The 22780-nt window shown below is 71.0% G+C and carries 19 protein-coding genes, 5 pseudogenes and 2 riboswitches; of the genes and pseudogenes, 8 read left to right on the plus strand and 16 right to left on the minus strand.

Going from position 1 to position 22780, the window contains the following annotated elements; all coding sequences use genetic code 11:
* Window positions 1-11 precede the first annotated feature (11 nt).
* A pseudogene (gene efeB, locus QUE51_RS02505) lies at window positions 12-1249 on the plus strand (iron uptake transporter deferrochelatase/peroxidase subunit).
* A 60-nt stretch (window positions 1250-1309) separates the two neighbouring features.
* Here efeB and QUE51_RS02510 read toward each other — a convergent pair.
* The 3 genes from QUE51_RS02510 to QUE51_RS02520 form a co-directional block, all read right to left on the minus strand.
* Window positions 1310-1732: a hypothetical protein gene (locus tag QUE51_RS02510; protein ID WP_286278049.1), complete on the minus strand. Its 423-nt coding sequence runs from the start codon at window positions 1730-1732 to the stop codon at window positions 1310-1312.
* Between the two features lie 83 nt (window positions 1733-1815).
* Complete coding sequence (locus tag QUE51_RS02515; RefSeq protein WP_286278050.1) at window positions 1816-2208, minus strand: VOC family protein; 393 nt, start codon at window positions 2206-2208, stop codon at window positions 1816-1818.
* The gene (locus QUE51_RS02520; protein WP_286278051.1) at window positions 2205-2498 is read right to left on the minus strand and encodes an ArsR/SmtB family transcription factor; all 294 of its coding nucleotides are present in this window, start codon (window positions 2496-2498) and stop codon (window positions 2205-2207) included. Before QUE51_RS02520 ends, QUE51_RS02515 begins: the two co-directional genes overlap by 4 nt.
* 120 nt (window positions 2499-2618) lie before the next feature.
* Here QUE51_RS02520 and QUE51_RS02525 point away from each other — a divergent pair, with 120 nt between their 5' ends.
* Window positions 2619-2966 carry a YciI family protein gene (locus tag QUE51_RS02525; RefSeq protein ID WP_286278052.1) on the plus strand — a complete coding sequence of 116 codons (348 nt, stop codon included), beginning with the start codon at window positions 2619-2621 and terminating at the stop codon, window positions 2964-2966.
* A 148-nt stretch (window positions 2967-3114) separates the two neighbouring features.
* Here the strand turns inward: QUE51_RS02525 and typA are convergent.
* The 5 genes and pseudogenes from typA to QUE51_RS02550 all read right to left on the minus strand — a co-directional run bounded on the left by typA (window position 3115) and on the right by QUE51_RS02550 (window position 10698).
* Window positions 3115-5021, minus strand: a pseudogene (gene typA, locus QUE51_RS02530) (translational GTPase TypA).
* 276 nt (window positions 5022-5297) lie between these two features.
* Window positions 5298-7033 (minus strand): annotated as a pseudogene (locus QUE51_RS02535) (dipeptide ABC transporter ATP-binding protein).
* Window positions 7030-7993: pseudogene (locus QUE51_RS02540) on the minus strand (ABC transporter permease). Before QUE51_RS02540 ends, QUE51_RS02535 begins: the two co-directional pseudogenes overlap by 4 nt.
* Entirely contained in the window at window positions 7983-8912 is a 930-nt protein-coding gene (locus QUE51_RS02545; protein ID WP_286278053.1) for an ABC transporter permease, read from the minus strand. Before QUE51_RS02545 ends, QUE51_RS02540 begins: the two are co-directional and overlap by 11 nt.
* A 112-nt stretch (window positions 8913-9024) precedes the next feature.
* Window positions 9025-10698, minus strand: coding sequence for a peptide ABC transporter substrate-binding protein (locus QUE51_RS02550; protein ID WP_286278054.1), 1674 nt, complete (start codon window positions 10696-10698; stop codon window positions 9025-9027).
* Between the two features lie 184 nt (window positions 10699-10882).
* Here QUE51_RS02550 and QUE51_RS02555 point away from each other — a divergent pair, with 184 nt between their 5' ends.
* Both QUE51_RS02555 and QUE51_RS02560 read left to right on the plus strand, forming a co-directional pair.
* Complete coding sequence (locus QUE51_RS02555) at window positions 10883-11248, plus strand: thiol-disulfide oxidoreductase DCC family protein (protein WP_286278055.1); 366 nt, start codon at window positions 10883-10885, stop codon at window positions 11246-11248.
* Between the two features lie 37 nt (window positions 11249-11285).
* A complete protein-coding gene (locus tag QUE51_RS02560; RefSeq protein ID WP_434017257.1) occupies window positions 11286-12089 on the plus strand; it encodes a CPBP family intramembrane glutamic endopeptidase in 804 nt (267 codons plus the stop codon).
* Here the strand turns inward: QUE51_RS02560 and gcvP are convergent.
* The 6 genes and pseudogenes from gcvP to QUE51_RS02590 form a co-directional block, all read right to left on the minus strand.
* Window positions 12035-14962, minus strand: a pseudogene (gene gcvP, locus QUE51_RS02565) (aminomethyl-transferring glycine dehydrogenase). The gene QUE51_RS02560 and the pseudogene gcvP sit on opposite strands and share 55 nt — an antisense overlap.
* Window positions 14959-15330 carry a glycine cleavage system protein GcvH gene (gene gcvH / locus QUE51_RS02570; RefSeq protein ID WP_286278057.1) on the minus strand — a complete coding sequence of 124 codons (372 nt, stop codon included), beginning with the start codon at window positions 15328-15330 and terminating at the stop codon, window positions 14959-14961. Before gcvH ends, gcvP begins: the two are co-directional and overlap by 4 nt.
* Window positions 15331-15349: 19 nt before the next feature.
* A complete protein-coding gene (gene gcvT / locus QUE51_RS02575; RefSeq protein WP_286278058.1) occupies window positions 15350-16537 on the minus strand; it encodes a glycine cleavage system aminomethyltransferase GcvT in 1188 nt (395 codons plus the stop codon).
* Between the two features lie 47 nt (window positions 16538-16584).
* A riboswitch (glycine riboswitch) is annotated at window positions 16585-16681 on the minus strand.
* 1 nt (window position 16682) lies between these two features.
* Window positions 16683-16781: riboswitch (glycine riboswitch) on the minus strand.
* 31 nt (window positions 16782-16812) lie between these two features.
* Window positions 16813-17415: a copper resistance CopC family protein gene (locus tag QUE51_RS02580; RefSeq protein ID WP_286278059.1), complete on the minus strand. Its 603-nt coding sequence runs from the start codon at window positions 17413-17415 to the stop codon at window positions 16813-16815.
* A gap of 122 nt (window positions 17416-17537) precedes the next feature.
* Window positions 17538-17897 carry a VOC family protein gene (locus QUE51_RS02585; RefSeq protein ID WP_286278060.1) on the minus strand — a complete coding sequence of 120 codons (360 nt, stop codon included), beginning with the start codon at window positions 17895-17897 and terminating at the stop codon, window positions 17538-17540.
* 3 nt (window positions 17898-17900) lie between these two features.
* Complete coding sequence (locus QUE51_RS02590; RefSeq protein ID WP_286278061.1) at window positions 17901-18191, minus strand: hypothetical protein; 291 nt, start codon at window positions 18189-18191, stop codon at window positions 17901-17903.
* 619 nt (window positions 18192-18810) lie between these two features.
* Between QUE51_RS02590 and QUE51_RS02595 the strand changes: the two genes are divergently transcribed.
* Together QUE51_RS02595 and QUE51_RS02600 are read left to right on the plus strand one after the other, a co-directional pair.
* Window positions 18811-19248, plus strand: coding sequence for an alpha/beta hydrolase family protein (locus QUE51_RS02595; RefSeq protein WP_286278062.1), 438 nt, complete (start codon window positions 18811-18813; stop codon window positions 19246-19248).
* Between the two features lie 167 nt (window positions 19249-19415).
* Window positions 19416-19991 (plus strand): GNAT family N-acetyltransferase, encoded by a 576-nt coding sequence (locus QUE51_RS02600; RefSeq protein WP_286278063.1) that lies wholly within the window; start codon window positions 19416-19418, stop codon window positions 19989-19991.
* An 18-nt stretch (window positions 19992-20009) separates the two neighbouring features.
* Here QUE51_RS02600 and QUE51_RS02605 read toward each other — a convergent pair whose 3' ends face one another.
* Together QUE51_RS02605 and QUE51_RS02610 are read right to left on the minus strand one after the other, a co-directional pair.
* On the minus strand, window positions 20010-20672 hold the full coding sequence (locus tag QUE51_RS02605) for an LON peptidase substrate-binding domain-containing protein (protein WP_286278064.1): 663 nt from the start codon (window positions 20670-20672) through the stop codon (window positions 20010-20012).
* 52 nt (window positions 20673-20724) lie between these two features.
* Window positions 20725-21543, minus strand: coding sequence for a helix-turn-helix transcriptional regulator (locus QUE51_RS02610; protein WP_286278065.1), 819 nt, complete (start codon window positions 21541-21543; stop codon window positions 20725-20727).
* Window positions 21544-21592: 49 nt separating this feature from the next.
* On the opposite strand from QUE51_RS02610, the gene QUE51_RS02615 reads away from it, so the two are divergent.
* Both QUE51_RS02615 and QUE51_RS02620 read left to right on the plus strand, forming a co-directional pair.
* Complete coding sequence (locus tag QUE51_RS02615; protein ID WP_286278066.1) at window positions 21593-22024, plus strand: DUF2000 domain-containing protein; 432 nt, start codon at window positions 21593-21595, stop codon at window positions 22022-22024.
* A 111-nt stretch (window positions 22025-22135) separates the two neighbouring features.
* Window positions 22136-22780: an MEDS domain-containing protein gene (locus tag QUE51_RS02620; protein ID WP_286278067.1), complete on the plus strand. Its 645-nt coding sequence runs from the start codon at window positions 22136-22138 to the stop codon at window positions 22778-22780.

A 22780-nucleotide genomic window follows, 5' to 3' on the forward strand; every position in this document is an offset into this window, starting at 1 on the left:
CGCGCCGCGGGCTGAGCCGCCGCGGGCTGCTCGGACTTGTCGGCGCCGGCGCCGCGGGCCTTGCCGCAGGAGGCGGCGGAGTGGCCGCCGCGGTCGCGGCCGCTCCGGCTCCGACCGCGCGCACCTACCCCTTCAGCGGTCCGCATCAGGCGGGCATCACGACGCCCGCCCAGGACCGGCTGCACTTCGCCGTCTTCGACGTCGCCGCCGGCCTCGACCGGAGCGGCCTCGTCGAGCTGCTGCAGGACTGGTCGGCCGCCGCAGCGGCGATGACGGCGGGGCGGGAGATCGGCGAGACGGGGGCGGTCGGCGGATCCGACGTGGCACCCCCGAGGACACGGGCGAGGCACTCGGGCTGCCCGCGAGCGGCCTCACGATCACCTTCGGCTTCGGCCCGACCCTGTTCGTCACCGCCGAGGGTGCGGACCGGTTCGGGCTCGCCGGCCGCAAGCCGGCCGAGCTCGAGCCGCTGCCCCGATTCCGCGGTGACGCGCTCGAGCCCGGCGCGACCGGCGGCGACCTCTGCATCCAGGCCTGCGCGGACGATCCCCAGGTCGCGGTGCACGCCATTCGCAACCTCAGCCGCATCGCCTTCGGGCGGGCCGCCATCCGCTGGTCGCAGCTCGGGTTCGGCCGCACCTCCTCGACGTCCACGAGCCAGGCGACGCCCCGCAACCTGTTCGGCTTCAAGGACGGCACCGCCAATGTGAAGGCGGAGGAGGGCGCTGCCGTCGACGAGCACGTCTGGGTCCAGGCGGCCGACGGCCCGGCCTGGCTGACCGGGGGCTCCTACCTGGTGGCGCGCAAGATCCGCATGCTCATCGAGACCTGGGACCGGGCGGCGCTCGGCGAGCAGGAGCGGGTCATCGGCCGCAGCAAGGGCGAAGGCGCTCCCCTGTCCGGCGGGCGCGAGTTCAGCGAGCTGGACTTCGCGGCCAAGGGCGCAACCGGAGCGCCCCTCATCGATGCGAGCGCGCACGTCCGGCGCGCGCATCCCACGGTCAACGGCGGCGCTCGCCTCCTGCGCAGGGGCTACAACTTCGTGAACGGCAGCGACGAGCTGGGCCGCCTCGACGCCGGCCTGTTCTTCCTCAGCTTCCAGCGGTCACCGGAGCACTTCATCACGGTGCAGCGCAGCCTCGCCTCGGACAACCTCAACGAGTACATCAAGCACGTCGGATCCGCCCTGTTCGCGGTGCCGCCCGGAGCATCACGCGGCGGCTGGGTCGGCGAGACGCTCTTCGCTTGAGCCCGCAGCCACGGCCGGGACGGCGACGTCAGCTGCTGCTGTCGCTGCTGTCCTTCGGAGTCACCGTGTAGTTCGCCACCCAGCCGTCGCCGTCCTTCGTGAGCACCACGACGACGCCCCAGTTCGCGCCGTCGTAGGCGGCTCCCCCTCGCCCGCCGGGTCACTGCCGCCGACGAGGGTGAAGCCGGCATCGGTCAGGTCTGTCTGGATCTGCTCGCCGGCGCCTTCGGGAACGCGGATGGTGACGTTGTAGGTCTTGCCGCCCTCGTCGCCGCCGACCGCGATCCCGTAGAGCACCTCGCCGTCGTAGAGCGGCACCTCCGTGGGGAAGCCGTCGGGCACCTTCGATCCGCCGAGCTCGACCCCGCCGCCGGTGGCGTTGTGGATCAGGTTCTCGATCGGGTTGCCGCTGCACCCGGCGAGTCCGGGAGCGAGGGCGACGCCGATCAGGACGGCGAGCACGGCACGGCGGCGGTTCTGCATAGCGGAGAGCGTAGTGTCCTCCCCCGCCCCCGCCAGGGGCGTCCGTCCCGCTCGGCGCGGATCCGGCAGCCGCTGCGTCCGGCTCAGCCCGCCGCGATGCTGGCGAGCTGGATCAGGTTCCCGCAGGTGTCGTCGAGGATGACCGTCGTCACCGGCCCCATCTCTATGGGCGGCTGGACGAAGCTGACCCCGAGCGCCTGAAGGCGCTCGTACTCGGCCGCGACATCGTCGACGCCGAAGCTCGCGAACGGGATGCCGTCGGCGACGAGCGCCTCGGTGAACGGGCGGACGGCCGGGTGATCGTTCGGCTCGAGCAGGAGCTCGACTCCCTCGGGGCCGTCGGGCGCCGCGACGGTCAGCCAGCGGTGCTCGCCCAGCGGGATGTCGTTCTTCGGCAGGAAGCCGAGCACGCCCGTGTAGAACTCGAGCGCCTTCTGCTGGTCGTCGACGAAGACGCTCGTGGTGGTGATCCTCATTGCTGTCCCTCTTCCGCCGGCGGCGCGATCCGCTCGACCCAGTCCCGCACGCCGCCGAGCGCGGTGGGGTCGAGGTGGTGGAGAGTCGTGCGTCCCTGCACGGTCGTCGATACGAGCCCAGCGGCCTTGAGCACCCCGAGGTGCTTCGCGACCGCCTGCCGGCTCATGCTGTGCCCGCTGCCCAGGAGGCGCACGCACAGCTCGAACAGCGTCTGGTCGTTCCGCTCCGCGAGCGCCTCGACGAGCCGGCGCCGGGCCGGGTCGGCGATGGCAGGGAACACCTCCTCCACACCGTCACAATAGGCAACTTCGAGGTTGCCAATCAAGTAGATGGCGAAATGTCGAAGCGCGGCATGCCGGTTCGACGTGAGAATGATGCGCCGAGCGGCGCAGATCCCAAGGAGGACGACATGGAGTTTCTGATGATCGTGGCGGCGGACCCGGAGGCCGAGCCGTACGTCGCCGAGGAGGACACCGCGGAGGCGTGGGTCGAGGAGATGGACGGCAGAGGCGTCCGGGTGCGCGGCAACCGCCTGCACCCGGCCGAGCGCGCAACGACAGTGCGACGGCGCGGGGGTCGCGTGCTCGTCACCGACGGTCCGTTCGCGGAGACGAAGGAGACCATCCTCGGCTACGACGTGCTGGAGTGCGCGAGCCTCGAGGAGGCGATCGAGGTCGCCGCGAAGCATCCGATGGCTCGGTTCGGCCGGCTGGAGCTGCGCCCCGCGTGGCCCTTCGACCCCGACGAGGGCGCCTGACCCGGCCTCGAGACGCGCGGATCAGGACACGGCCGTCGCGAGACGGCGTGTCGTCCTGATCCGCGCTCGAGAAGCAGCGGAGTTCCTGATCCGCGCCGAATCTCTCGATCCGCGCAGGCGGCGGGGATCAGGAGCGCGGCGGAGCGGGCTACGCGTTCTGCTTCTTGAGGCGGGAGGCGCTGCGCGCCCGCAGCGTCTGGTCCAGCTCCACCTTGCGGATGCGCACCGCGAGCGGCGTCACCTCGACGCACTCGTCGTCGCCGGCGAACTCGAGGCTCTCCTCCAGCGAAAGCTTGCGCGGCGGGGTGAGGCGCTCGAGCTCGTCCGCGGTGGACGAACGGATGTTGTTGAGCTGCTTCTCCTTGGTGATGTTCACGTCCATGTCCTCGGAGCGCGAGTTCTCGCCGATCACCATGCCCTCGTAGACCTCCTCGGTGGGGCCGACGAAGAAGGTGCCGCGGGATTGCAGCGCGATGAGGGCGAAGGTCGTGACCACGCCGGAGCGGTCGGACACCAGCGAGCCGTTGTTGCGCGTGACGATGCCGCCGGCCCAGGGCTCGTAGCCGTGGAAGATCGCGTTCGCGATTCCCGTGCCGCGGGTGACCGTGAGGAACTCGGTGCGGAAGCCGATGAGGCCGCGCGAGGGCACCAGGAACTCCATGCGGACCCAGCCGCTGCCGTGGTTCGCCATGGTCTCCATGCGCCCGCGGCGGCCGGCGAGGAGCTGCGTGATGGCGCCGAGGTACTCCTCCGGCGCGTCGACCGTCAGCTGCTCGTAGGGCTCGTGGGTCTTGCCGTCGATCACGCGGGTGACCACCTGCGGCTTGCCCACCGTGAGCTCGTAGCCCTCGCGGCGCATCTGCTCGACGAGGATCGCGAGGGCCAGCTCGCCACGGCCCTGGACCTCCCAGGCGTCCGGACGGCCGACGTCGACCACGCGGATGGACACGTTTCCGATGAGCTCCCGGTCCAGGCGGTCCTTGACCATGCGGGAGGTGACCTTCGAGCCCTTCTCCCGGCCCACGAGCGGCGAGGTGTTGGTGCCGATCAGCATCGAGATGGCCGGCTCGTCCACCGTGATGGCGGGAAGCGGGCGGACGTCCTCGGGGTCGGCGAGCGTTTCGCCGATGGTGATGTCCTCGATGCCCGCGACGGCGACGATGTCGCCGGCGCTGGCCGACTCCGCGGGGAAGCGGTCGAGCGCCTTCGTCTTGAGGAGCTCGGTGATCCGGACGTTCTGGGTGCTGCCGTCGAGGCGCACCCACGCGACCGTCTGGCCCTTCTTCACCTCGCCCTGGAAGATGCGCAGCAGGGCGATGCGGCCGAGGAAGGGCGACGCGTCGAGGTTGGTGACGTGCGCCTGGAAGGGGTGCTCCGGGTCGTAGGTCGGCGCGGGGATGTGCGTGAGGATGGCGTCGAACAGCGGCTCGAGGTCCGCGTTGTCCGGCAGGTCGCCGTTAGCCGGCTCGTTGGTGCTCGCGGCACCGGCCCGGCCGGAGGCGTAGACGACGGGCACGTCGAGGATCGCGTCGAGGTCGAGATCCGGGGCGTCGTCCGCGAGGTCGCTCGCGAGACCCAGGAGCAGGTCGTGGCTCTCCTCGACGACCTCGGGGATGCGGGCGTCGGGCCGGTCGGTCTTGTTGACCACGAGGATGACCGGGAGGGCCGCCTCGAGCGCCTTGCGCAGCACGAAGCGGGTCTGCGGCAGCGGGCCCTCGCTCGCGTCGACGAGGAGCACGACGCCGTCGACCATCGACAGGCCGCGCTCGACCTCGCCGCCGAAGTCGGCGTGCCCGGGGTGTCGATCACGTTGATCGTGATCGCCTGGTCGGGCGAGTGCTTGCCCTGGTAGGAGATCGCCGTGTTCTTGGCGAGGATCGTGATCCCCTTCTCCCGCTCGAGCTCGTTCGAGTCCATCGCGCGGTCCTCGAGGTGAGCGTGCTCGGCGAACGAGTTCGTCTGCCGGAGCATCGCGTCCACGAGGGTCGTCTTGCCGTGGTCGACGTGTGCGACGATCGCGACGTTGCGCAAGTCGGAGCGCGCGGCTGACGCCATGAGAAACATCCTTGGAAAGAGGGGCCGGGGAAGCGGCCGGGAAGGCTGAAGGGCGCGACACGGCCCCAGCAGTCGTCCAGTCTACTCCGGATCAACCGAGTTGGTTGAGGAGAGCCCCTTCAGCGCAGTGTCCACGCCCGCTGATTGAGGAGCCCACGGAGCGGGCGTCTCGAAATCGAGGGACGCCTCCACCGAGTGGCTGAGTCCAGAGGTCGGTTCACCGGATTTCGAGACGCTCCCTGCGGTCGCTCCTCAATTGACGAGATCTCAGAGGAATCAGATCCCGAGCTTGATGCCCGCCCCGGGGATCGCGTCGAGGAGGTCGCGCGTGTACTGCTCCTGCGGGGAGTCGAACACGACGTCGGTCGGCGCGGCCTCGACGATCCGGCCCTTCTGCATCACGCAGACGTTGTCCGCGATGACGCGCACCACGGCGAGGTCGTGCGTGATGAAGAGGTAGGTCAGCCCGAGCTCGCCCTGCAGGTCTGCGAGCAGGCGCAGGATCTGCGCCTGCACGAGCACGTCGAGCGCGGACACGGCCTCGTCGAGGATGACGATGTCGGGCTTGAGGGCGAGGGCGCGAGCGATGGCCACGCGCTGCCGCTGGCCGCCCGAGAGCTCGTTCGGGTAGCGCCCGGCGATCATGCGCGGCAGCGACACCTGGTCGAGGAGCTCGAACACCCGCTCGCGCCGGCTGGCCCGGTCGCCCACGTTGTGCACCTTGAGCGGCTCGGCGATGGTGTTGCCGATGTTGCCGAGCGGGTCCAGCGAGCCGTAGGGGTCCTGGAACACCGGCTGCATCGCACGGCGCAGCGAGAGCATCTGGCGACCGCGCAGTCCGTCGATCCGGCGGCCCTGCACGGTGATCGCGCCGCTCGTCGGCTCCTCCAGCTTGAGGAGCAGCTTCGCCACGGTCGACTTGCCCGAGCCGGACTCGCCCACCAGGGCCGTCGTGGTGCCCTTCGCGATCGCGAAGGAGACGTCGTCGACGGCGGTGAACTCGGCGGACCTGAGCCCGCCGCCGCGGATCTTGAACACCTTGGTGAGGTTCTCGACGACGATCGCGGGCGGCTCGCCCACCGCCGCCTCGACGTGCTCGGCCCGCGCCTCCGCGGCGCTGATGAGATCGATGCCGTCGGTCGCGTCGGTCTCCGCGTGCTCGAGGGTGCCGAGCGTCTGGCCGCTCGCCTGGATGCGGCGGGAGGCGAGGCTCGGCGCGGCGGCGATGAGCCGCTGAGTGTACGGGTGCAGCGGGTTCTGCAGGATCTCGACGCTCGGGCCGGCCTCGACGATCTTGCCCTTGTACATGACGATGAGCTTCTCGGCCCGCTCGGCGGCGAGGCCGAGGTCGTGGGTGATGAAGAGCACCGCCGTGCCGCTGCGCTCGGTGAGCGTCTCGAGGTGGTCGAGGATGCGCCTCTGCACGGTGACGTCGAGGGCCGAGGTGGGCTCGTCGGCGATCAGCAGCCGCGGGTCCGCAGCGAGTCCGATGCCGATGAGCACGCGCTGGCGCATGCCGCCCGAGAACTGGTGCGGGAACTGGTGGAGGCGCTGGTCGGCGTCCGCGAGGCCCGCCGACTTGAGGACCTCGATCGCCTTCTCCCGGACGGCCTTCTTGCCGGTCGCGAGGCCGTTGGCCCGGATGGTCTCCTCGACCTGGAAGCCGATGCTCCATACCGGGTTGAGGTTCGACATCGGGTCCTGCGGCACGAAGCCGATGAGCTTCCCGCGGATGTCCTCGAGCTCCTGGCGGGACGCGTTCGCGAGGTCCCGCCCCTCGAACAGCACCGAGCCGCCGGTGATCCGGCCGGTTCCCGGGAGCAGGTTGATGATCGCCGCGGCGGTCGTCGACTTGCCGGACCCGGACTCCCCACGATCGCGACGGTCTCACCGCGGTCGATGGTGAAGCTCACGCCGTTGAGGGCGGGCACGAGGCCGCTCTGGGTGCGGAATCCGACCTGCAGGTCCCGGACCTCGAGCAGCGGGGCGCCGGAAACGGGGATCGCGGTCATCGGAGTGCCCTCGCCTTCGGGTCGAGCGCGTCGCGGAGGGCCTCGCCGAGCAGGATGAAGCTCAGCACGGTGACGGACAGCGCGATCGACGGGTAGATGAGCGTCTGCGGGTTGGTCCGCAGGTCGCGCTGCGCCTGGCTGATGTCGTTGCCCCACGACTGCGTCGTTCCCGGCAGGCCGACGCCGAGGAACGACAGCGTCGCCTCCGCAGTGATGGCGGCCGCGAGCGACAGCGTCGTGATGACGAGGACCGGCGCGATCGAGTTGGGCAGCACGTGCCGGAACAGGATGCGCAGCTTCGAGAGCCCGATCGCGGTCGCCGCCACGACGTAGTCGGACTGCTTCACCCGCAGCACCTCGGACCTCAGCACGCGCGCCGTCGACGGCCAGGAGAACAGGCCGATGGCCAGCGCGATCACGAAGATGTTCCGGTAGGCCGACAGCACCGACATGATGACGACCGCGGCGAGGATGTAGGGGATCGAGAAGAAGATGTCGCCGGCGCGGGAGAGCACCGTGTCGAGGAAGCCGCCGAAGAAGCCGGCCAGCGACCCGAAGATCAGGCCGAGCGTGGTCGTCAGGATGATCACGAGGATGCCGACCGACAGCGACGTCGAGGCGCCGTGGACGATGCGCGAGTAGACGTCGCAGCCCTGCTTGGTGTAGCCGAGGGTGCCCGTCGGTCGGGCCGCCGTTGCTGAACTGGAGGTCGCAGCGCGCCGGGTCGACCGACGAGAAGAGGCCGGGGAAGAGCGCGACGAACACGATGAAGACGATGAGCGCGCCAGAGATCCAGAACATCGGGCGGTGCTTGAGGTCGCCCCACGCGTCGCGCCAGAGGTTGCTCGGCTTGCTGTCCACCGTGACGGTGTCGACGGCGGCGATCGGCGTCTCCTCGACGGGAGCGACGTAGTGCTCCGCGGAGACCGGCCGGCCGGCCGTGCGGGACTCACTTGACATAGCGGATCCTCGGATCGAGAACGGCGTAGAGGAGGTCGACCAGGATGTTGACGATCAGGTACAGCAGCACCATGACGGTCACGAACGAGACGACGGTCGGGCGCTCCCCGCGGATGATGGCCTGGAACAGCGTGTTGCCGACACCCGGCACGTTGAAGATGCCCTCGGTCACGGTGGCGCCCACGATGAGGATGCCGAAGTCCGCGCCGAACTGGGTGGTGACCGGGATGAGCGAGTTGCGCAGGATGTGCACGGGCACCACGCGGCGCCGCGAGAGGCCCTTGCTGTAGGCGGTCCGGACGAAGTCGGCGGTCGCGGTCTCCACGACCGACGAGCGCGTGAGCCGGATCGAGAAGGCGACCACGAACAGCGCCAGGATGATGGCCGGCAATATCAGCCGGGGTATCGAGGTGTCGGCGCCCACGGTGGCGGGGAACCAGCCGAGCTTGACGCCGAAGAAGAACTGGCCGATGAAGCAGAGCACGAAGATCGGCACCGACACGAGCAGGAGGCTGACGACGAGCGACGTCGCGTCGAAGATGCCGCCCTTGCGCAGGCCGCTGATGAGCCCGACCGAGAGCGCGACGACGATCTCGATGATGATCGCCATGAGCGCGAGCTTCAGGGTCACCGGGAAGGCCCGGGCGAGGATCGTGTTGACCGGCTGGCCGGAGAAGGAGATGCCGAAGTCGCCGCGGAAGATGTTGCCCACGTAGCTGAGGTACTGGACGATGAACGGCTGGTCGAAGTGGTACTGCTCGCGGATGCGGGCGAGCAGGGCCGGGCTCGGGGTCCGCTCGCCGAACAGGGCGAGGATCGGGTCTCCCGGCATGGCGAACACCATGAAGTAGATGAGGAACGTGGTGCCGAGGAGCACCGGGATCGCCTGCAGCAGGCGGCGGAGGATGTAGAAGGCCACCTGATCAGCCTCGGCGCGAGCGGGAGAGCATTGGAAGAAAGTACCTCACTGTCATGAGGGTGGGGCGGCAGCTCGCGCTGCCGCCCCACCGTCGTGGTGTTGCCCTGCTGGGTTACGAGTTCTTGGTGATCTCGTAGTAGATCGGAACTGACTTCCAGTCGAACTTGACGTTGTCCACGGACTCGCCGTAGCCGCCGGTCACGTTCGAGTACCACAGCGGGATGGCCGGGAGGTCCTTCAGGAGGACCTCCTGCGCCTGCTGGAAGAGCTCGTTCGCCTTGTCGATGTCCGGCTCGGCAGCGCCCTCGTCGAGGAGCTTGTCGAACTCGGGGCTCGAGTAGTCTCCGTCGTTCGAGCTCGCGTTGGTCGCGTAGATCGGGCCGAGGAAGTTGAACAGGCCGGGGTAGTCCGCCTGCCAGCCGGTGCGGAAGGCGCTCTGCACCTCGCGCTTGCCCGCATCGTTCTTCGTGATCAGCGCACGCGCCTCAGCGAAGGTCGGGTACGGGTTGCCCGCGGCGTCGATGCCCAGCGTGTTCTTGATGCTGTTGCAGACCGCGTCGACCCAGCCCTGGTGGCCGCCGTCGGCGTTGTACGCGATCGTGAAGGAGCCCGACCACGGCGAGATCGCGTCGGCCTGGGCCCACAGCTTCTTCGCCTCGTCCGGGTTGTACTTCAGCACGTCGGCGCCCTTGAGGGAGTCCGAGTACCCGTCGATGGTGGGCGACGTGAAGTCGCTCGCCGGGGTGCGGGTGCCCTCGAAGATCACCTTGGTGATCTGGTCGCGGTCGATGGCCATCGACAGCGCCTGACGACGCAGCTGGCCCTCCTCGCCCTGGAAGTGCGCGAACGCCTCCGGGTGCGAGTAGTTGGTCGTGTCGGACGGGATCGTGAACGACTGGAAGATCGCCGCGGCCTGGTTCACCGCACGGTCGCCGAGGTCGTCCTCGAAGGTCGCGTAGTTCGCGTCCGGGATCGCGTCGAGCACGTCGAGACCGCCCGAGAGCAGGTCGGCGTACGCGGCGTCGAGCGTCGCGTAGAAGACGAGCGAGAGTCCGCCGTTCTTCGGCTTGCGCGGGCCGTCGTAGTCCTCGTTCGGAGCGAGGTCGATCTTGACGTTGTGCTGCCAGGCGTCCTTGCCGTCGAACTTGTACGGGCCGTTGCCGATCGGGTTCTCACCGAAGCCGTCGACGACCTTGCCGTCCTTGTCGAACGCCGCTGCGGGCAGCGGGTAGAACGCCGAGTAGCCCAGGCGCAGCGGGAAGTCCGACCGCGGCTGGCTGAGCTTGACGGTGAACGTGTAGTCGTCGACCTTGTTGAGGCCGGTGAGCTCGGTGTCCTCGTCGTAGCTGAAGCCCTCGATGTCCTCGAAGAAGTACGAGTTCAGCTGGGCGTTCGAGGCGAGCGCGCCGAACTTCCAAGCGTTGATGAACGAGTCCGCGTTGACGTCCTCGCCGTTGGTGAACTTGTGGCCCTTGGCGACCTTGATCGTGAAGGTCTGCGAGTCATCGGTGGTGATGGACTCCGCCATGTCGTTCTTGGGGCTGCCGTCGGCCTCGTAGTACTCGAGTCCCGCGAAGAGCGCCTCGAGGATCTTGCCGCCGCCGGTCTCGTTCGTGTTGGTGGGGACCAGCGGGTTCTGCGGCTCGGAGCCGTTCGCTGTGATGACCGCGGAGGTGTCGCCGCTGGACGCCTTGTCTCCGCTGCTGCCGCTTGCGCAACCGGTGAGCACCAGCGCGCTGGCGGACACCAGCACTGCTGCGCTCAGACCGATACGTCTGAATTTCACTCTGTGTTCCTCCTGAGGTCATGCAAAGGAAAGCGCCGAGCAGGCAAGGGACCCCACGGCGCTGGATATCAGTACCCTAGGTGGGGTACAGAGCGCGCCCAAATCGACGGGCCGTATCGTTACCTGGCGGGCACTAATTTCGAGGATGCTTGCGCCCAACGCAAGAAAGTTGCCGAAGGGAACTGTGACACAGGACAACGTTCTGATCTTCGACGGCGACTGCAGCTTCTGCTCGTCCTGCGTCGACTGGCTCGAGGCGAACCTTCCGTCGATGCCGACCGCCGTGCCGTACCAATGGGCCGACCTGGAGGGGTACGGATTGAGCCTCGCCGAGGCGGAGTCGCGCGTGTGGCTCGTAACGCCGGGCAAGCAGTACGGGGGCGCGGCAGCCGTGACGGCGCTGCTGCGCGAGCAGCCGGGCGCCGCGTTCCGCTTCCTCGGCTGGCTGGGACAGTCGCCGCCGCTGTCCTTCGTCGCCGACGGGGTCTACTGGGTGGTCGCCAAGCTGCGTCACGTCCTTCCGGGCGGCACGCCCACCTGTCGGCGGTGACCGCCCCTTCCCTGCAGCAGCCGGCCCCCGCCGTCGGCTGCGGATCGAGATCGCCGTCGTCCTCGGCCTCTCCCTCGGCGCCTCCGCCGTGTACTCGATCGTCGCGATCCTCAACCGGCTGACCCAGGCCGTCCCCATCTCCCAGCAGACGGCGACGCTCAACCCGTCCCTCAGCGACCGGCCGATCTTCGACCTCGTCTACCAGCTGCTCGGCATCCTCTTCGACCTCGTGCCGGTCGTCCTCGTGCTCTATCTGCTGTGGGAGCCGGGACGTAGCGCGTTCGCACGACTCGGCTTCGACGCTCGCCGCCCCCTCCGCGACCTCGGCAACGGTGTGCTCCTCGTCGCGGTCATCGGGATTCCGGGGCTCGCCCTGTACGCGGCCGGACGCGCGCTCGGGATCACGCCCTCGATCGTCACCTCGGGCCTCAGCCCCGAGTGGTGGACGATCCCGGTGCTCGTGCTGTCCGCACTGCGCTCGGCGCTGACCGAGGAGCTCATCGTCGTCGGGTACCTGTTCACCCGGCTGCAGGAGCTCGGCGTGGGACGCTGGCCCACGATCCTCGGCAGCGCCGCCCTGCGCGGGAGCTATCACCTCTACCAGGGGGTGGGGTCCTTCGTCGGCAACTTCGCGATGGGCGTCGTCTTCGGCTGGGTCTATGCGAAGTGGGGGCGCACTACGCCCCTGGTGATCGCCCACTGGATCCTCGACATCGTGAGCTTCGTCGGCTACCCGCTGGCCCTCGCCTGGTTCCCTGGGCTGTTCGGCTCCCCCGCTGAGAGGGCTTACGCGAAGGCCTCCGGCGGCGGGCACGAGCACACCAGGTTGCGGTCGCCGTAGGCCTGGTCGATGCGGCCGACCGGCGCCCAGTACTTGCCGCGGATCCTGGCCGCGAGCGCCCCGGGCTCCGCGCCCGGCCGGGCGAAGGGGTAGACCGCCTCCTCTCGCGAGTACGGGTGCGCCCACTCGCCCACCAGCGCATGGGCGGTGTGCGGGGCGTTCCGGAGCGGGTTGTCCTCGAGCGGCCACTCCCCGCTCCCACCCGGTCGGCCTCGGCGCGGATGCCGACCATCGCGTCGACGAAGCGGTCGAGCTCGGCGAGGTCCTCGCTCTCGGTGGGCTCGACCATGAGCGTGCCGGGCACGGGGAACGACATGGTCGGCGCGTGGAAGCCGTAGTCGACGAGCCGCTTCGCGACGTCGTCCACGGTCACGCCCGTGGCGGCGGTGAGCGGCCGGAGGTCGAGGATGCACTCGTGCGCCACGAGGCCGTCGTCGCCTCGGTAGAGCACCGGGAAGTGCTCGGCGAGCCGCGCGGCGAGGTAGTTGGCGGCCAGCACGGCGGCTCCGGTCGCCTCTCGGAGACCGTCGGCCCCCATCATGCGGACGTACGCCCAGCTGATCGGCAGGATCGAGGGCGAGCCGAATGGCGCCGCTGACACGGGCGTGCCCGCGAACTCCGCTGCGCCGCGCTGCGACATCGCATGCCCGGGAAGGAACGGCGCGAGGTGGCTCTTCGCCGCCACCGGGCCGACACCGGGACCGCCGCCGCCGTGCGGGATGCAGAACGTCTTGTGCAGATTCAGGTGGGACACGTCGCCGCCGAAGTCGCCGAACCTCGCATACCCGAGGAGTGCGTTGAGGTTCGCGCCGTCGACGTAGACCTGGCCGCCGGCGTCGTGCACCGCATCCGTGATGGCGCGCACCTCGTGCTCGTAGACGCCGTGCGTCGACGGGTAGGTCATCATGAGCGCCGCGAGCTCGTCGCGATGCTCGTCGATCCGGGCGCGCAGGTCCTCGAGATCGACGTTCCCGAGGCTGTCGCAGGCGACCACGACGACCCGCATCCCGGCCAGCACCGCCGAGGCCGCATTGGTGCCGTGCGCGCTCGAGGGGATGAGGCAGACGGTCCGCCCGCCGTCCCCGCGCGCCTCGTGGTAGCCCCGGATGGCGAGGAGCCCCGCGAGCTCCCCTGGCTGCCCGCGTTCGGCTGGAGCGAGACGGCGTCGTAGCCGGTGACCTCGGCGAGCCAGGTCTCGAGCTGCCCGATGAGCTCCAGGTAGCCCTGCACGTCCTCAGCGGGGGCGAAGGGGTGGATGCGGGCGAACTCCGGCCAGGTGACCGACTCCATCTCGACGGCGGAGTTGAGCTTCATCGTGCACGAGCCGAGCGGGATCATCCCCCGGTCGAGCGCGTAGTCGAGCCCCGCCAGGTAGGAGAGGTAGCGCATCATCGACGTCTCGGAGTGGTGCGTGTTGAAGACCGGGTGGCCGAGGAAGCCCGACGTGCGGCGGAGCGACTCGGGCACGCGGAGAACCAGGTCCGCCGCGCCGGCTGCGGCTGCCCGCGGCCGGGCCTCGGATCCCGGCGTGAAGAGGGACACGAGGTCGAGCTCGCCGGCCCGCAGGTCGGCAGCGGAGACCTCGTCGAACGCGACGGCGATGGTCGTCTCGTCGACGATGCGGACCAGGATGCCCGCCTTCCGGGCACGGCGCTCCAGCTCGGCGGCATCAGCGACCTCGACGAGGAAGGTGTCGAAGAACGAGTCGGACAGAACGGAGACGCCGGCGTCCCGCAGCGCATCGGCGGTGGCGACGGCGCTCTCGTGCACGGTGCGCGCGATCCAGCGGAGGCCGTCCGGCCCGTGGTAGACGGCGTACATGCTCGCCATCACCGCCAGCAGCACCTGGGCGGTGCAGATGTTGCTCGTCGCCTTCTCGCGGCGGATGTGCTGCTCGCGGGCCTGGAGGCTCAGCCGGTAGGCGGGCGCGCCGGAGGAGTCCTGGCTGACTCCGACGAGCCTGCCCGGCAACTGCCGCTCAAGGCCGGCGCGCACGGCGAGGTAACCCGCGTGCGGGCCGCCGAAGCCCATGGGCACGCCGAAGCGCTGAGTCGTGCCGACCGCGACATCCGCGCCGAGCTCGCCCGGCGAGGTGAGCAGGGTGAGCGCGAGCAGGTCCGCGGCGACCACCGTCACGGCGCCGGCGGCGGACGCCGATGCGAGCACCTCCCGGGGATCCCAGACCGCGCCGGACGCGCCGGGGTACTGCACGACGATGCCGAACAGGTCCCCTCCGGCAGGCCCAGCCGCAGGTCGGCCTCCACCAGCTCGATCCCCACGGCATGGGCGCGGGCGGCGAGCAGTGCCCGGGTCTGCGGGAGCGCATCCGCATCGACCACGAAGCGCGCGGATCCGCTCTTCGACGCCCGGCGCGCGAGGAGCATCCCCTCGACGACCGCGGTGCCCTCGTCCAGCATCGAGGCGTTCGCCGTGGCGAGACCCGTGAGGTCGGCGACCATCGTCTGGAAGTTGAGCAGTGCCTCCAGCCGGCCCTGCGAGATCTCCGGCTGGTACGGCGTGTAGGCGGTGTACCAGGCGGGGTTCTCGAGGACGCCGCGCAGGATGACGGCCGGAGTGAGGGTGTCGTAGTAGCCGAGGCCGATCAGAGAGCGGCGGACGGTGTTCCGCCCGGCGAGCGCACGCAGCTCGGCGAGCGCCTGCTTCTCCGTGGCGGCCGCGGGCAGCGTCGAGGCGCCGTCCTCGGCCATCCGAATCCCCGCGGGGATCGCGGCGTCGAGGAGAGCGTCGACGGAGTCGTATCCGAGCACGGCGAGCATGCGCGCCTGAGCGGCGCCGTCGGTGCCGATGTGCCTGCGGGAGAAGGCATCGGGGGCCGTCGCCGGGCGGACCCGCGCGGGAGCGGTGAGGGTCATGAGCGGGTGAGCGCCTCGTACTCCGACCGCCCCAGCAGCTCCGGCAGCTCCGCGTACTCGACGCGGACGAGCCAGCCCTCCCCCAGCGGGTCGGCGTTGACCGTCTCGGGAGCGCTCACGACGGCCTCGTTCACCGCGGAGATGGTCCCGGTCACGGGGGCGAACAGCTCGCCGACGCTCTTGGTCGACTCGATCTCGCCGATGACACTGCCTGCCTGCACCGCCGCGCCCACCTCGGGCAGGTCGACGTACACGACGTCGCCGAGCCGCTCGGCGGCGTAGGGGGTGATCCCCACCGTCGCGACGCCGTCGGCGGCGTCGACCCACTCGTGCTCCGCGGTGTACCGGAGGTCGTCTTCGCGGCTCATGGAGTCCTCGGTCCTGCGCTCAGCGCGTGGTGCGACGGTAGAAGGGAAGGGCGGTGACGGTGCCCGGAAGCCGGGTGCGGCGGACGTCGAGATGCACCTGGGTGCCCTCCTCCGCGAGGGCCGCGTCGACATAGGCGAGCGCGATGGGATGGCCGAGCGTCGGCGACAGGGCGCCGCTCGTGACGACGCCGACGCGCTCGCCGCCCTCCGCGCCTGCGTAGACGGCGTAGCCGGCTCGGGCCGCGCGCTTGCCCTCGGACGCGATGCCCACCAGCACGCGGCCGGCGAAGTCGGATGCGGGGTCGGCGGGCTTTCCGCTCTCGAGCGCCGCGCGCCCGACGAAGTCGCCCTTGCCGTTGAGGCTCACCGCGGAGCCGAGGCCCGCCTGGGCGGGCAGGATGCTGAGGCCGAGCTCGTGGCCGTAGAGCGGCATCCCGGCCTCGAGCCGGAGAGTGTCGCGGGCGGCGAGCCCGACGGGCAGGAGCCCGGAGCCTGCGCCGATCTCGAGGAGCGTGCGCCAGAGGGAGCGCAGCGCCTCGGGCGACGTGTACAGCTCGAAGCCGTCCTCACCCGTGTAGCCCGTCCGCGCGACGAGGATGCGGCGGCCCTCGAACTCGCCCGCGACCGCGCGGTAGTAGCCGAGGCTCGCGATGGCCTCCGCGGTCGACGGCCCGTCGAAGACGCCGCCGCGGAGGTCGAGCTCCTCGAGGTTCTGCAGGATGTCCAGGGCATGGGGGCCCTGCAGGGCGAGCAGCCCGATGTCCCTCGTCTCGTCCTCGACGAGCGTGTCGAAGCCCTCGGTCCGCTCGCGGAGGCGGGCGGCGACCACCTCGCGGTTCGATGCGTTGCTCACGACGAGGTAGCGGTCCTCGCCGGTGCGGTAGACGACGAGGTCGTCGATGATGCCGCCGTTCTCGTCCAGCATCACCGTGTACTTGGCCTGGCGCTCGTCGAGAGCCGACATGGCGCCGGCGAGCGCGTAGTCGAGCGCCGCGGCGGACTGTGGGCCGACGACGAGGATCTCGCCCATGTGCGTCAGGTCGAACAGTCCCGCGCCCTCTCGGACGGCAGCGTGCTCGGCGAGGTCGCTGCTGTAGCGCAGCGGCATCTCCCAGCCCGCGAAGTCGGTGAAGGTGGCACCGGCCGCCTCGTGGAGGTCGTGCAGCGGCGAGCGGCGGCTGGCGGGATCGGGCGAAAGGTCGGTCACGAGTTCTTCTCCTCGGCTAGGCGCTGCGGGCACCCTTCGGCAAGAACTCCCCCTCTGTCATGGCGCCTGAGAGTTTCGCGCGCCGCTCAGCGGGTCGCTTTCACCGTGGGCGAGGCGCTCGACGGCGCCTGCTTTCCAGAGTGGCCGGTCCGGCGCGGTACGTGTACCTGAGAGATTTCGGGGAGATGTGCTCCTTCGGTGCCCGCACAGCACACGTGCTGCCGGACTCTCCCGCGTCGGCCCTGAAGCCCGATGTTCAGTTGATGATCGGGAGCCTACAGCGCGCCGGTTCCGCGGTCATCACCTGCACCCACAGCCGCTCCCGCCCGGGTGCGGCGGCGGCCGAGCAGCAGGGCGACGACGACCCCCACGACGGCGAGGGCGACCACTCCCCCGGCCGCCACGAGGAGGATCGTGTCGTCGCTCGGACCGGTCGCAGCGCCCGCCGCCTGGCCGCAGGCGGGCTGCGCGGAACCCTCCGCGGCCTCGGCGCCCGCTGCGGGCGCATAGGTGAACGAGTAGGTGCCGGAGACCGGGTGCCCGTCCGACGACACGACCTGCCAGAGCACGTCGTACGTCCCCGCGGCTCCCAGCGCGACCGGCACGGAGGCCGTGCGGTCGGAGAGCGCAGGGCACGCAGTCTCGTAGTACCGCCCGTCGCGGCGGACCTGGATCGCTGTGGACTGCTGCCCGTCGCCGAGCTCGAGCAGGACGCCGGAGAAGGTGAGGGCGACCTCGTCGGCCGAGTCCACTGTGCTGTCCGCCGCCGGCGTCGAGGACGACAGGGAGTCGTGGGCGGACGCCGCCAGGGGCGCGGCGAGGGCCAGCGCGGCGGCACCGGCGAGGGTGGCGAGCGCGCGGAGCGGGGTCCATCGCATGAGTCGATCCTCTCGCGCGGGGGTTCGGCCCGCCTGAGAGAGTTCGGCGGCGCGGCCCGCGGGGTTTGCTCGCGCTGCTCGTGGGGCAGGGGTCGCCGCACATCCTCGGCGCGGGTCCGCGGTCAGGACCGGACCAGCGCCACCAGGACGACCGTGTTGCCCTCGGGGTCGCGGAAGGCGCCGTGCCACTCCTCCGCTCGTTCGGGCCCGAGCGCATCATCCGGGTGCACGAAGATGCGGCGGGGAGCCTCGACCACGGCGGCGCCGTCCGGCAGGGCGGCCAGTGCGGCGTGGAGATCCGGCACCTCCAGGTAGATCAGGGCGGGGGCGGCTCCCTCCTCGAAGAGCAGCCGGACGTCCCCGATCCGGAAGAACAGCAGAGGGCCGAACCGCCCGGCGGGCGGGGCGCCGAGGAGAGCCGTATAGAAGGCCGCCGCGCGCTCCTGGGCCTCGGCGCGGAGCGCGACCTGCAGCAGTCTCATCCGTCAGAAGCGCCGGCGGCCGACCATCCACACGCCGACGGCGACGAGCGCCGTGCTGGCGTACGCGGCGGGAACCGACCAGGTGCGGCCGTCGACCCACAGCGCCGCGGCGCTGGAGGTGACGCTGAATACGCCGAAGAGGAACGCGGCGGAGCGGGCGACGACCACGGTGGGGTGCTCGTAGAGCTCCGCCCACGGTGGTCTCCACTCGTCCGGGTCGTCGGCCTCGGGCGCACGGACGGCGCGGGGACCACGCTGTCGGGAGCCGAGCGTGAGCCCGAGGCAGACGAGCATTGCAGCGAGAGCGGCCGCGGCGCCCAGCCAGGCGCGAGGACCCCCGCGAGGACCGCGAGCACGAGGAACGCCAGGGTGACGTAGCCCAGCACCTCGGTCGCGACGAGGAGGCGGATGCCGGTGCGCGAGGCCGACCGGTCGGCAGGGAGCGCGATCATCGCGAGCTCGCGCGGGAGGGGTGCGCGGAGGGCGCGCGGGAGGACTGCTGGACGCAGGCGTGGGTCGCCATATCCATCACCGTTTCGGGTATACGGCTGAGTGGGGAAGCCGAATGTACCCCCGCGAGGGGGCGCGGAGCAACGGTTCTTCGGATTGCGATTCGGCATCATTTCTCTCGCGGGGAAGGGCGCCCGACGGGCGCTTCGCCGCGGGTGGGGCCCCGGCGTACCCTCGGCACCGTGCTCGTCGAGATCCCCACCGCGACCGGTCCCGCGCGCCTGCACATCGCTTCGGCCGACTCCCCGCGCGGCGTGCTCTGGCTGGGCCATGGGGCGGGCGGCGGGGTGGGCGCGCTCGACCTCACCGCACTCGCCGCCGGTCTGCCGGGACTCGGGTTCACCGTGATCCGGCATGAGCAGCCCTGGCATGTGCGCGGCGGCCGGGTGGCCCCCGTCCGCCGATGCTCGATGCGGCCTGGCTGGAGTCGGCCGCGGCCGTCACCGAGCTCGCCGCCGGCGCGCCGCTCCTCGTGGGAGGCAGGAGCGCGGGAGCCCGTGTCGCGTGCCGCACCTCCGCGGCGGTGGGCGCGGTGGGCGTCGTGTGCCTCGCCTTTCCCCTTCATCCCCCCGCGCACCCGGAGCGGTCGCGCCTCGAGGAGCTGCTGACCCCCTCCGTCCCGGTCCTGGTTCTGCAGGGCGACCGGGACACCTTCGGCAGCGCCGGCCTCGTCGAGCAGGAGGCGGCCGATCGACCCGGAATCCAGGTCGTCCCCGTGCCGGGAGCCGACCACGGCATGCGCGTGCTGAAGGCGTCGCCGCTCCCCCAGCGCGAGGTGGCGGCCCTGGTGGTGTCGACCGTCGCCGCCTTCGCGGACAGGATCCTGGCGGCCGGCCGCTAGCCGCTGCGCCGCATCCAGTTCCCTGTGTGACGGCGTCGACACGGCCGACACCGCGGGTCGGTCGTCATGGACCCGGCGGCGGACATCGCGGAGCGTCGGAGGCATCCGGCACGATGGACGCAGGTCGCCCCCGCGGCCTTCCCGGATCTCCGTGCTGCGAGGTGTCGATGCCGATCGAGGTGAAGCCGGCGCACGAGTTCGCCGACATGGCGACCATGTTCGCGCCGAAGAACCCGGAGTCGTCGGTCTGCTGGTGCCTCTCCTGGCGCTTGAGCTCCAAGGAGAACCGGTCCCTGGCAGGTGCCGCGCGCGCCGAGAAGGTGCGGGAGCTCTGCTCCCGGGACCTCGCTCCGGGCGTCCTCGCCTACCGGGACGGGGAGGTCGCCGGCTGGGCCGGCATCGCTCCGCGGGCCGAGCTGCACCCGTTCGCGAACTCGCGGAAGATCCCGCACATCGACGAGCTGCCCGTCTGGTCGCTGTGGTGCATCCGCGTACGCCCCGGCTTCCGCAAGCAGGGCGTGACCCCCGCGCTGATCGACGGCGCGGTCGCCTACGCGCGAGCCTCGGGCGCCCCTGCGGTCGAGAGCTACCCGGTCGACAACGGGAGCGAGCGGGTCGACCTCACGATGGCGTTCGTCGGCACTCGCAGCATGTTCGAGCGGGCCGGCTTCGAGAAGGCCGCCGATACGACCTCGGTCGTGAACGGCTTCCCGCGCATCCTCATGCGGAGGACGCTCGGCTGAGCGCTCCTCCCGCCGGCGTCAGGCGCCGTCGGCGGGACCGAACCCCTCGTCCTCCTCATCGACACCGTCGATCAGGAGAGCCGCCGTCAGGGTGTCCACGACTTCGGCCGAGAGGCGCTGCACCTCGTTCAGCAGCTCCCCGACGCTGGTGGAGCGGAGGAGCGCCACCTGGTCGAGCTCGCCGATGGGCGCGATCCCGGCCAGCTGCCACGCGGCCGCGACCGGATCGTCGACGAGCTCCACGTCCGCGGACCAGCGCTGCTCTCCGAACTCGCTGGCCTGGGCAAGCACCCGGCGGACGACCTTCTCGGTCTCCTCGAGCAGCGGGCGCTGCGCCTCGTCCCAGGAGAGCTCCGGCAGCAGGCGCACCTCCGCGAGCGGATGGGGATCGTCGTCGAGCCATCGCTCCACCTCGAAGCGCTGGGTGCCCTCGGCGACGAGGCCGACGAAGCCGTCGCCCTCGAGGAGCTGGGTGATGCGCGCGATCGTCCCGACGTCGAACCGCTGCTCTCCCCCGCCGACCTCCGCTCCCCGCGCGATGAGCACGATGCCGAACTCGGAGGGCTCGTCGCTCAGCACCCGGGCGAGCATCACCAGGTAGCGCTCCTCGAAGACACGCAGCACGGCCGGCATGGAGGGGAACAGCACGGTGCCGAGCGGGAACATGGGAAGAACCGTCACGCGTTCAGCGTGCCAGTGCTTTCTGGACGTCCGACCCGGGACGCCGCGAACCTCAGGCGACGAGACCGCGGTGCGCGCCGCTCCGCGCGAAGGCGGCGGGCGTGACGCCCAGAGTGCGCCGGAAGTGCCGGGTCAGGTGGGCCTGGTCGGAGAAGCCGGCGAGTGCCGCGGCGTCGGCCGGCGAGGCGCCGTCGAGGAGCAGGTGGCGGGCGAGGTCGACGCGACGGCCCGTGACGTATCGGTGGGGCGGCAGCCCGTACGCCCGGGCGAACACGCGGCTGAGCGAGCTCGGGTGGACGCCGAGCAGAGCCCCCGCGGCCACGAGCGTGGGCGGGGCGATGGGATCGGCGTCGAGCACCTCCCGGAACCGCCGAGCGAGGCCGCGATCCGCGCGCGGGCCGGTGTCCAGAGGGGTCGAGCCGAGGTGCGCGCGGACCAGCTCGGCCGTGCGGTGCACGAGCGATTCCGCAGCGAGCTCCTCGCCGGGAGTCGCGAGGGCGGCGTGCAGCCGCCGCACGCCCTCCAGGACGTCGGCGCGCTGGATGGCGGGCCGATCCACCGCCCGGCCCACCGCACCCGCGCCCAGCCAGTCCTCGGTCAGGTAGGCGACACGCTTCTGGAAGCCGACGCTCGGCTGCGCCGACTGGCCGTCGTGCGGTACCCCGGGCGGAAGCAGCGTGACGAGCGCCCCGCCGGTGCGGAGGTCGTGCCGGTCCAGCCGGTACGCGACCTCGCCCGAATCCACGAGCAGCAGCGTCCACTCCGCGTGGGTGTGCGCCGGGTAGGAGTGGCCGACGAAGCGGGCGTGCAGCACCTCGCTGACCTGCGGGACCGCCGGCCGCCAGGCGCGGACCCGCTCCCCGGTGGACATGTCAAGAACGTACAAGACTCGGCCCCCTCCTCCGGCGGAGCATCGGACCATGACGCTCGACGCCGCCCCGCCCGTCCGCTTCGACACCAAGCTCGCGGTGCTGCTTCGTGCCGATCTGGCGCCCTGGCAGGAGCTGAACGTGACTGCCTTCCTGTCCAGCGGCCTCTCGGGCGCGGACGACATGCTCGGCGAGCCCTACCGCGACGCGGACGGCGTCGAGTACCTCCCGATGCTCCGTCAGCCGGTCCTCGTGTTCTCGGCGACCGCTGAGCAGCTGACCGCCGCACGGGTGCGTGCGGTGGACCGCGGCATCCGCACCGCGGTGTACACCGCCGAGCTGTTCGGCACCGGGCACGACGCCGCGAACCGGGCCGCAGTGGCGGCGGTGCGCAGCGGCGACCTCGACCTCGTCGGGCTGGGGCTGCACGGTGCACGGAACGCGATCGACCGGATCACCAAGGGGATTCCGCTGCACTCCTGACGGGCGGTCCGACCCCGGCCCGCCCGCTCGACCATCGCCGTTGTGGGCGGCCCGAGCCCTGCGCTAGCCTCCAGGCGTCGGGCTCGGGTTGCGCGGGAATCGAGAGGTCAGATGGCAACTGCGGTCGACGCCGAGCGCAGCGGCGGCCCGGTGACGTTCGCGGGCGGCGTGCTCGACCGCTACCGCCACGTGTGCGCGTTCGTGAACGGTCCCCGCGAGGCGGACCTGCTGTTCGACCCGTTCGTCAGCGATGGGGTGGACCGCGGCGATCGCCTCCTCTACCTGGTCGACCCCGCCCGGTCGGCCGGACCGGTGAATCGGCTCCGGCATCTGGGCTACGACGCGGGCGCGCTGCTCGAGCAGCACCGATGCGAGGTGCGGACCTGGAACGACACCTATCTCCGCACCGGGCACTTCGACCAGGCGGAGATGCTCGGCCTGCTGGACGAGCTGCTCACCGCACGCCGGTCGCCGCGCATCCGGATGGTGGCCGACATGGGCTGGGCGGTCGGGCAGCGCGACGCCGAGGACCGCCTCATCGAGTTCGAGGCGCGCGCCAACTTCCTCCACGCCCGGCACGAGCACGTCGTGATCTGCGCCTACGACCCCACGCTCTTCGACGGGTCCTTCATCGTCGACATCCTCCGCACCCATCCGATGGTCGTGATCGGCGGGATGCTGCAGGAGAACCCCTTCTTCGAGCCGCCGTCCGCGTTCCTCGGTGAGCGCGGCCTCGTCCGGCCGACGGACGGCTGA

It is taken from the genome of Naasia aerilata (assembly GCF_030296595.1).
Taxonomy (GTDB): domain Bacteria; phylum Actinomycetota; class Actinomycetes; order Actinomycetales; family Microbacteriaceae; genus Naasia; species Naasia aerilata.

Bases quoted from the DNA above. Each gene is read 5' to 3' on its own strand.
- QUE51_RS02585 (WP_286278060.1), bottom strand. From the start codon at position 17,897: ATGAGACTGCTGCAGGTCGCGCTCCGCGCCGAGGCCCAGGAGCGCGCG.
- QUE51_RS02525 (WP_286278052.1), top strand. From the start codon at position 2,619: ATGGAGTTTCTGATGATCGTGGCGGCGGACCCGGAGGCCGAGCCGTAC.
- QUE51_RS02515 (WP_286278050.1), bottom strand. From the start codon at position 2,208: ATGAGGATCACCACCACGAGCGTCTTCGTCGACGACCAGCAGAAGGCG.
- QUE51_RS02615 (WP_286278066.1), top strand. From the start codon at position 21,593: ATGACGCTCGACGCCGCCCCGCCCGTCCGCTTCGACACCAAGCTCGCG.
- QUE51_RS02595 (WP_286278062.1), top strand. From the start codon at position 18,811: ATGCTCGATGCGGCCTGGCTGGAGTCGGCCGCGGCCGTCACCGAGCTC.
- QUE51_RS02580 (WP_286278059.1), bottom strand. From the start codon at position 17,415: ATGCGATGGACCCCGCTCCGCGCGCTCGCCACCCTCGCCGGTGCCGCC.
- QUE51_RS02590 (WP_286278061.1), bottom strand. From the start codon at position 18,191: ATGCTCGTCTGCCTCGGGCTCACGCTCGGCTCCCGACAGCGTGGTCCC.
- gcvH (WP_286278057.1), bottom strand. From the start codon at position 15,330: ATGAGCCGCGAAGACGACCTCCGGTACACCGCGGAGCACGAGTGGGTC.
- QUE51_RS02600 (WP_286278063.1), top strand. From the start codon at position 19,416: ATGCCGATCGAGGTGAAGCCGGCGCACGAGTTCGCCGACATGGCGACC.
- QUE51_RS02610 (WP_286278065.1), bottom strand. From the start codon at position 21,543: ATGTCCACCGGGGAGCGGGTCCGCGCCTGGCGGCCGGCGGTCCCGCAG.
- QUE51_RS02510 (WP_286278049.1), bottom strand. From the start codon at position 1,732: ATGCAGAACCGCCGCCGTGCCGTGCTCGCCGTCCTGATCGGCGTCGCC.
- QUE51_RS02620 (WP_286278067.1), top strand. From the start codon at position 22,136: ATGGCAACTGCGGTCGACGCCGAGCGCAGCGGCGGCCCGGTGACGTTC.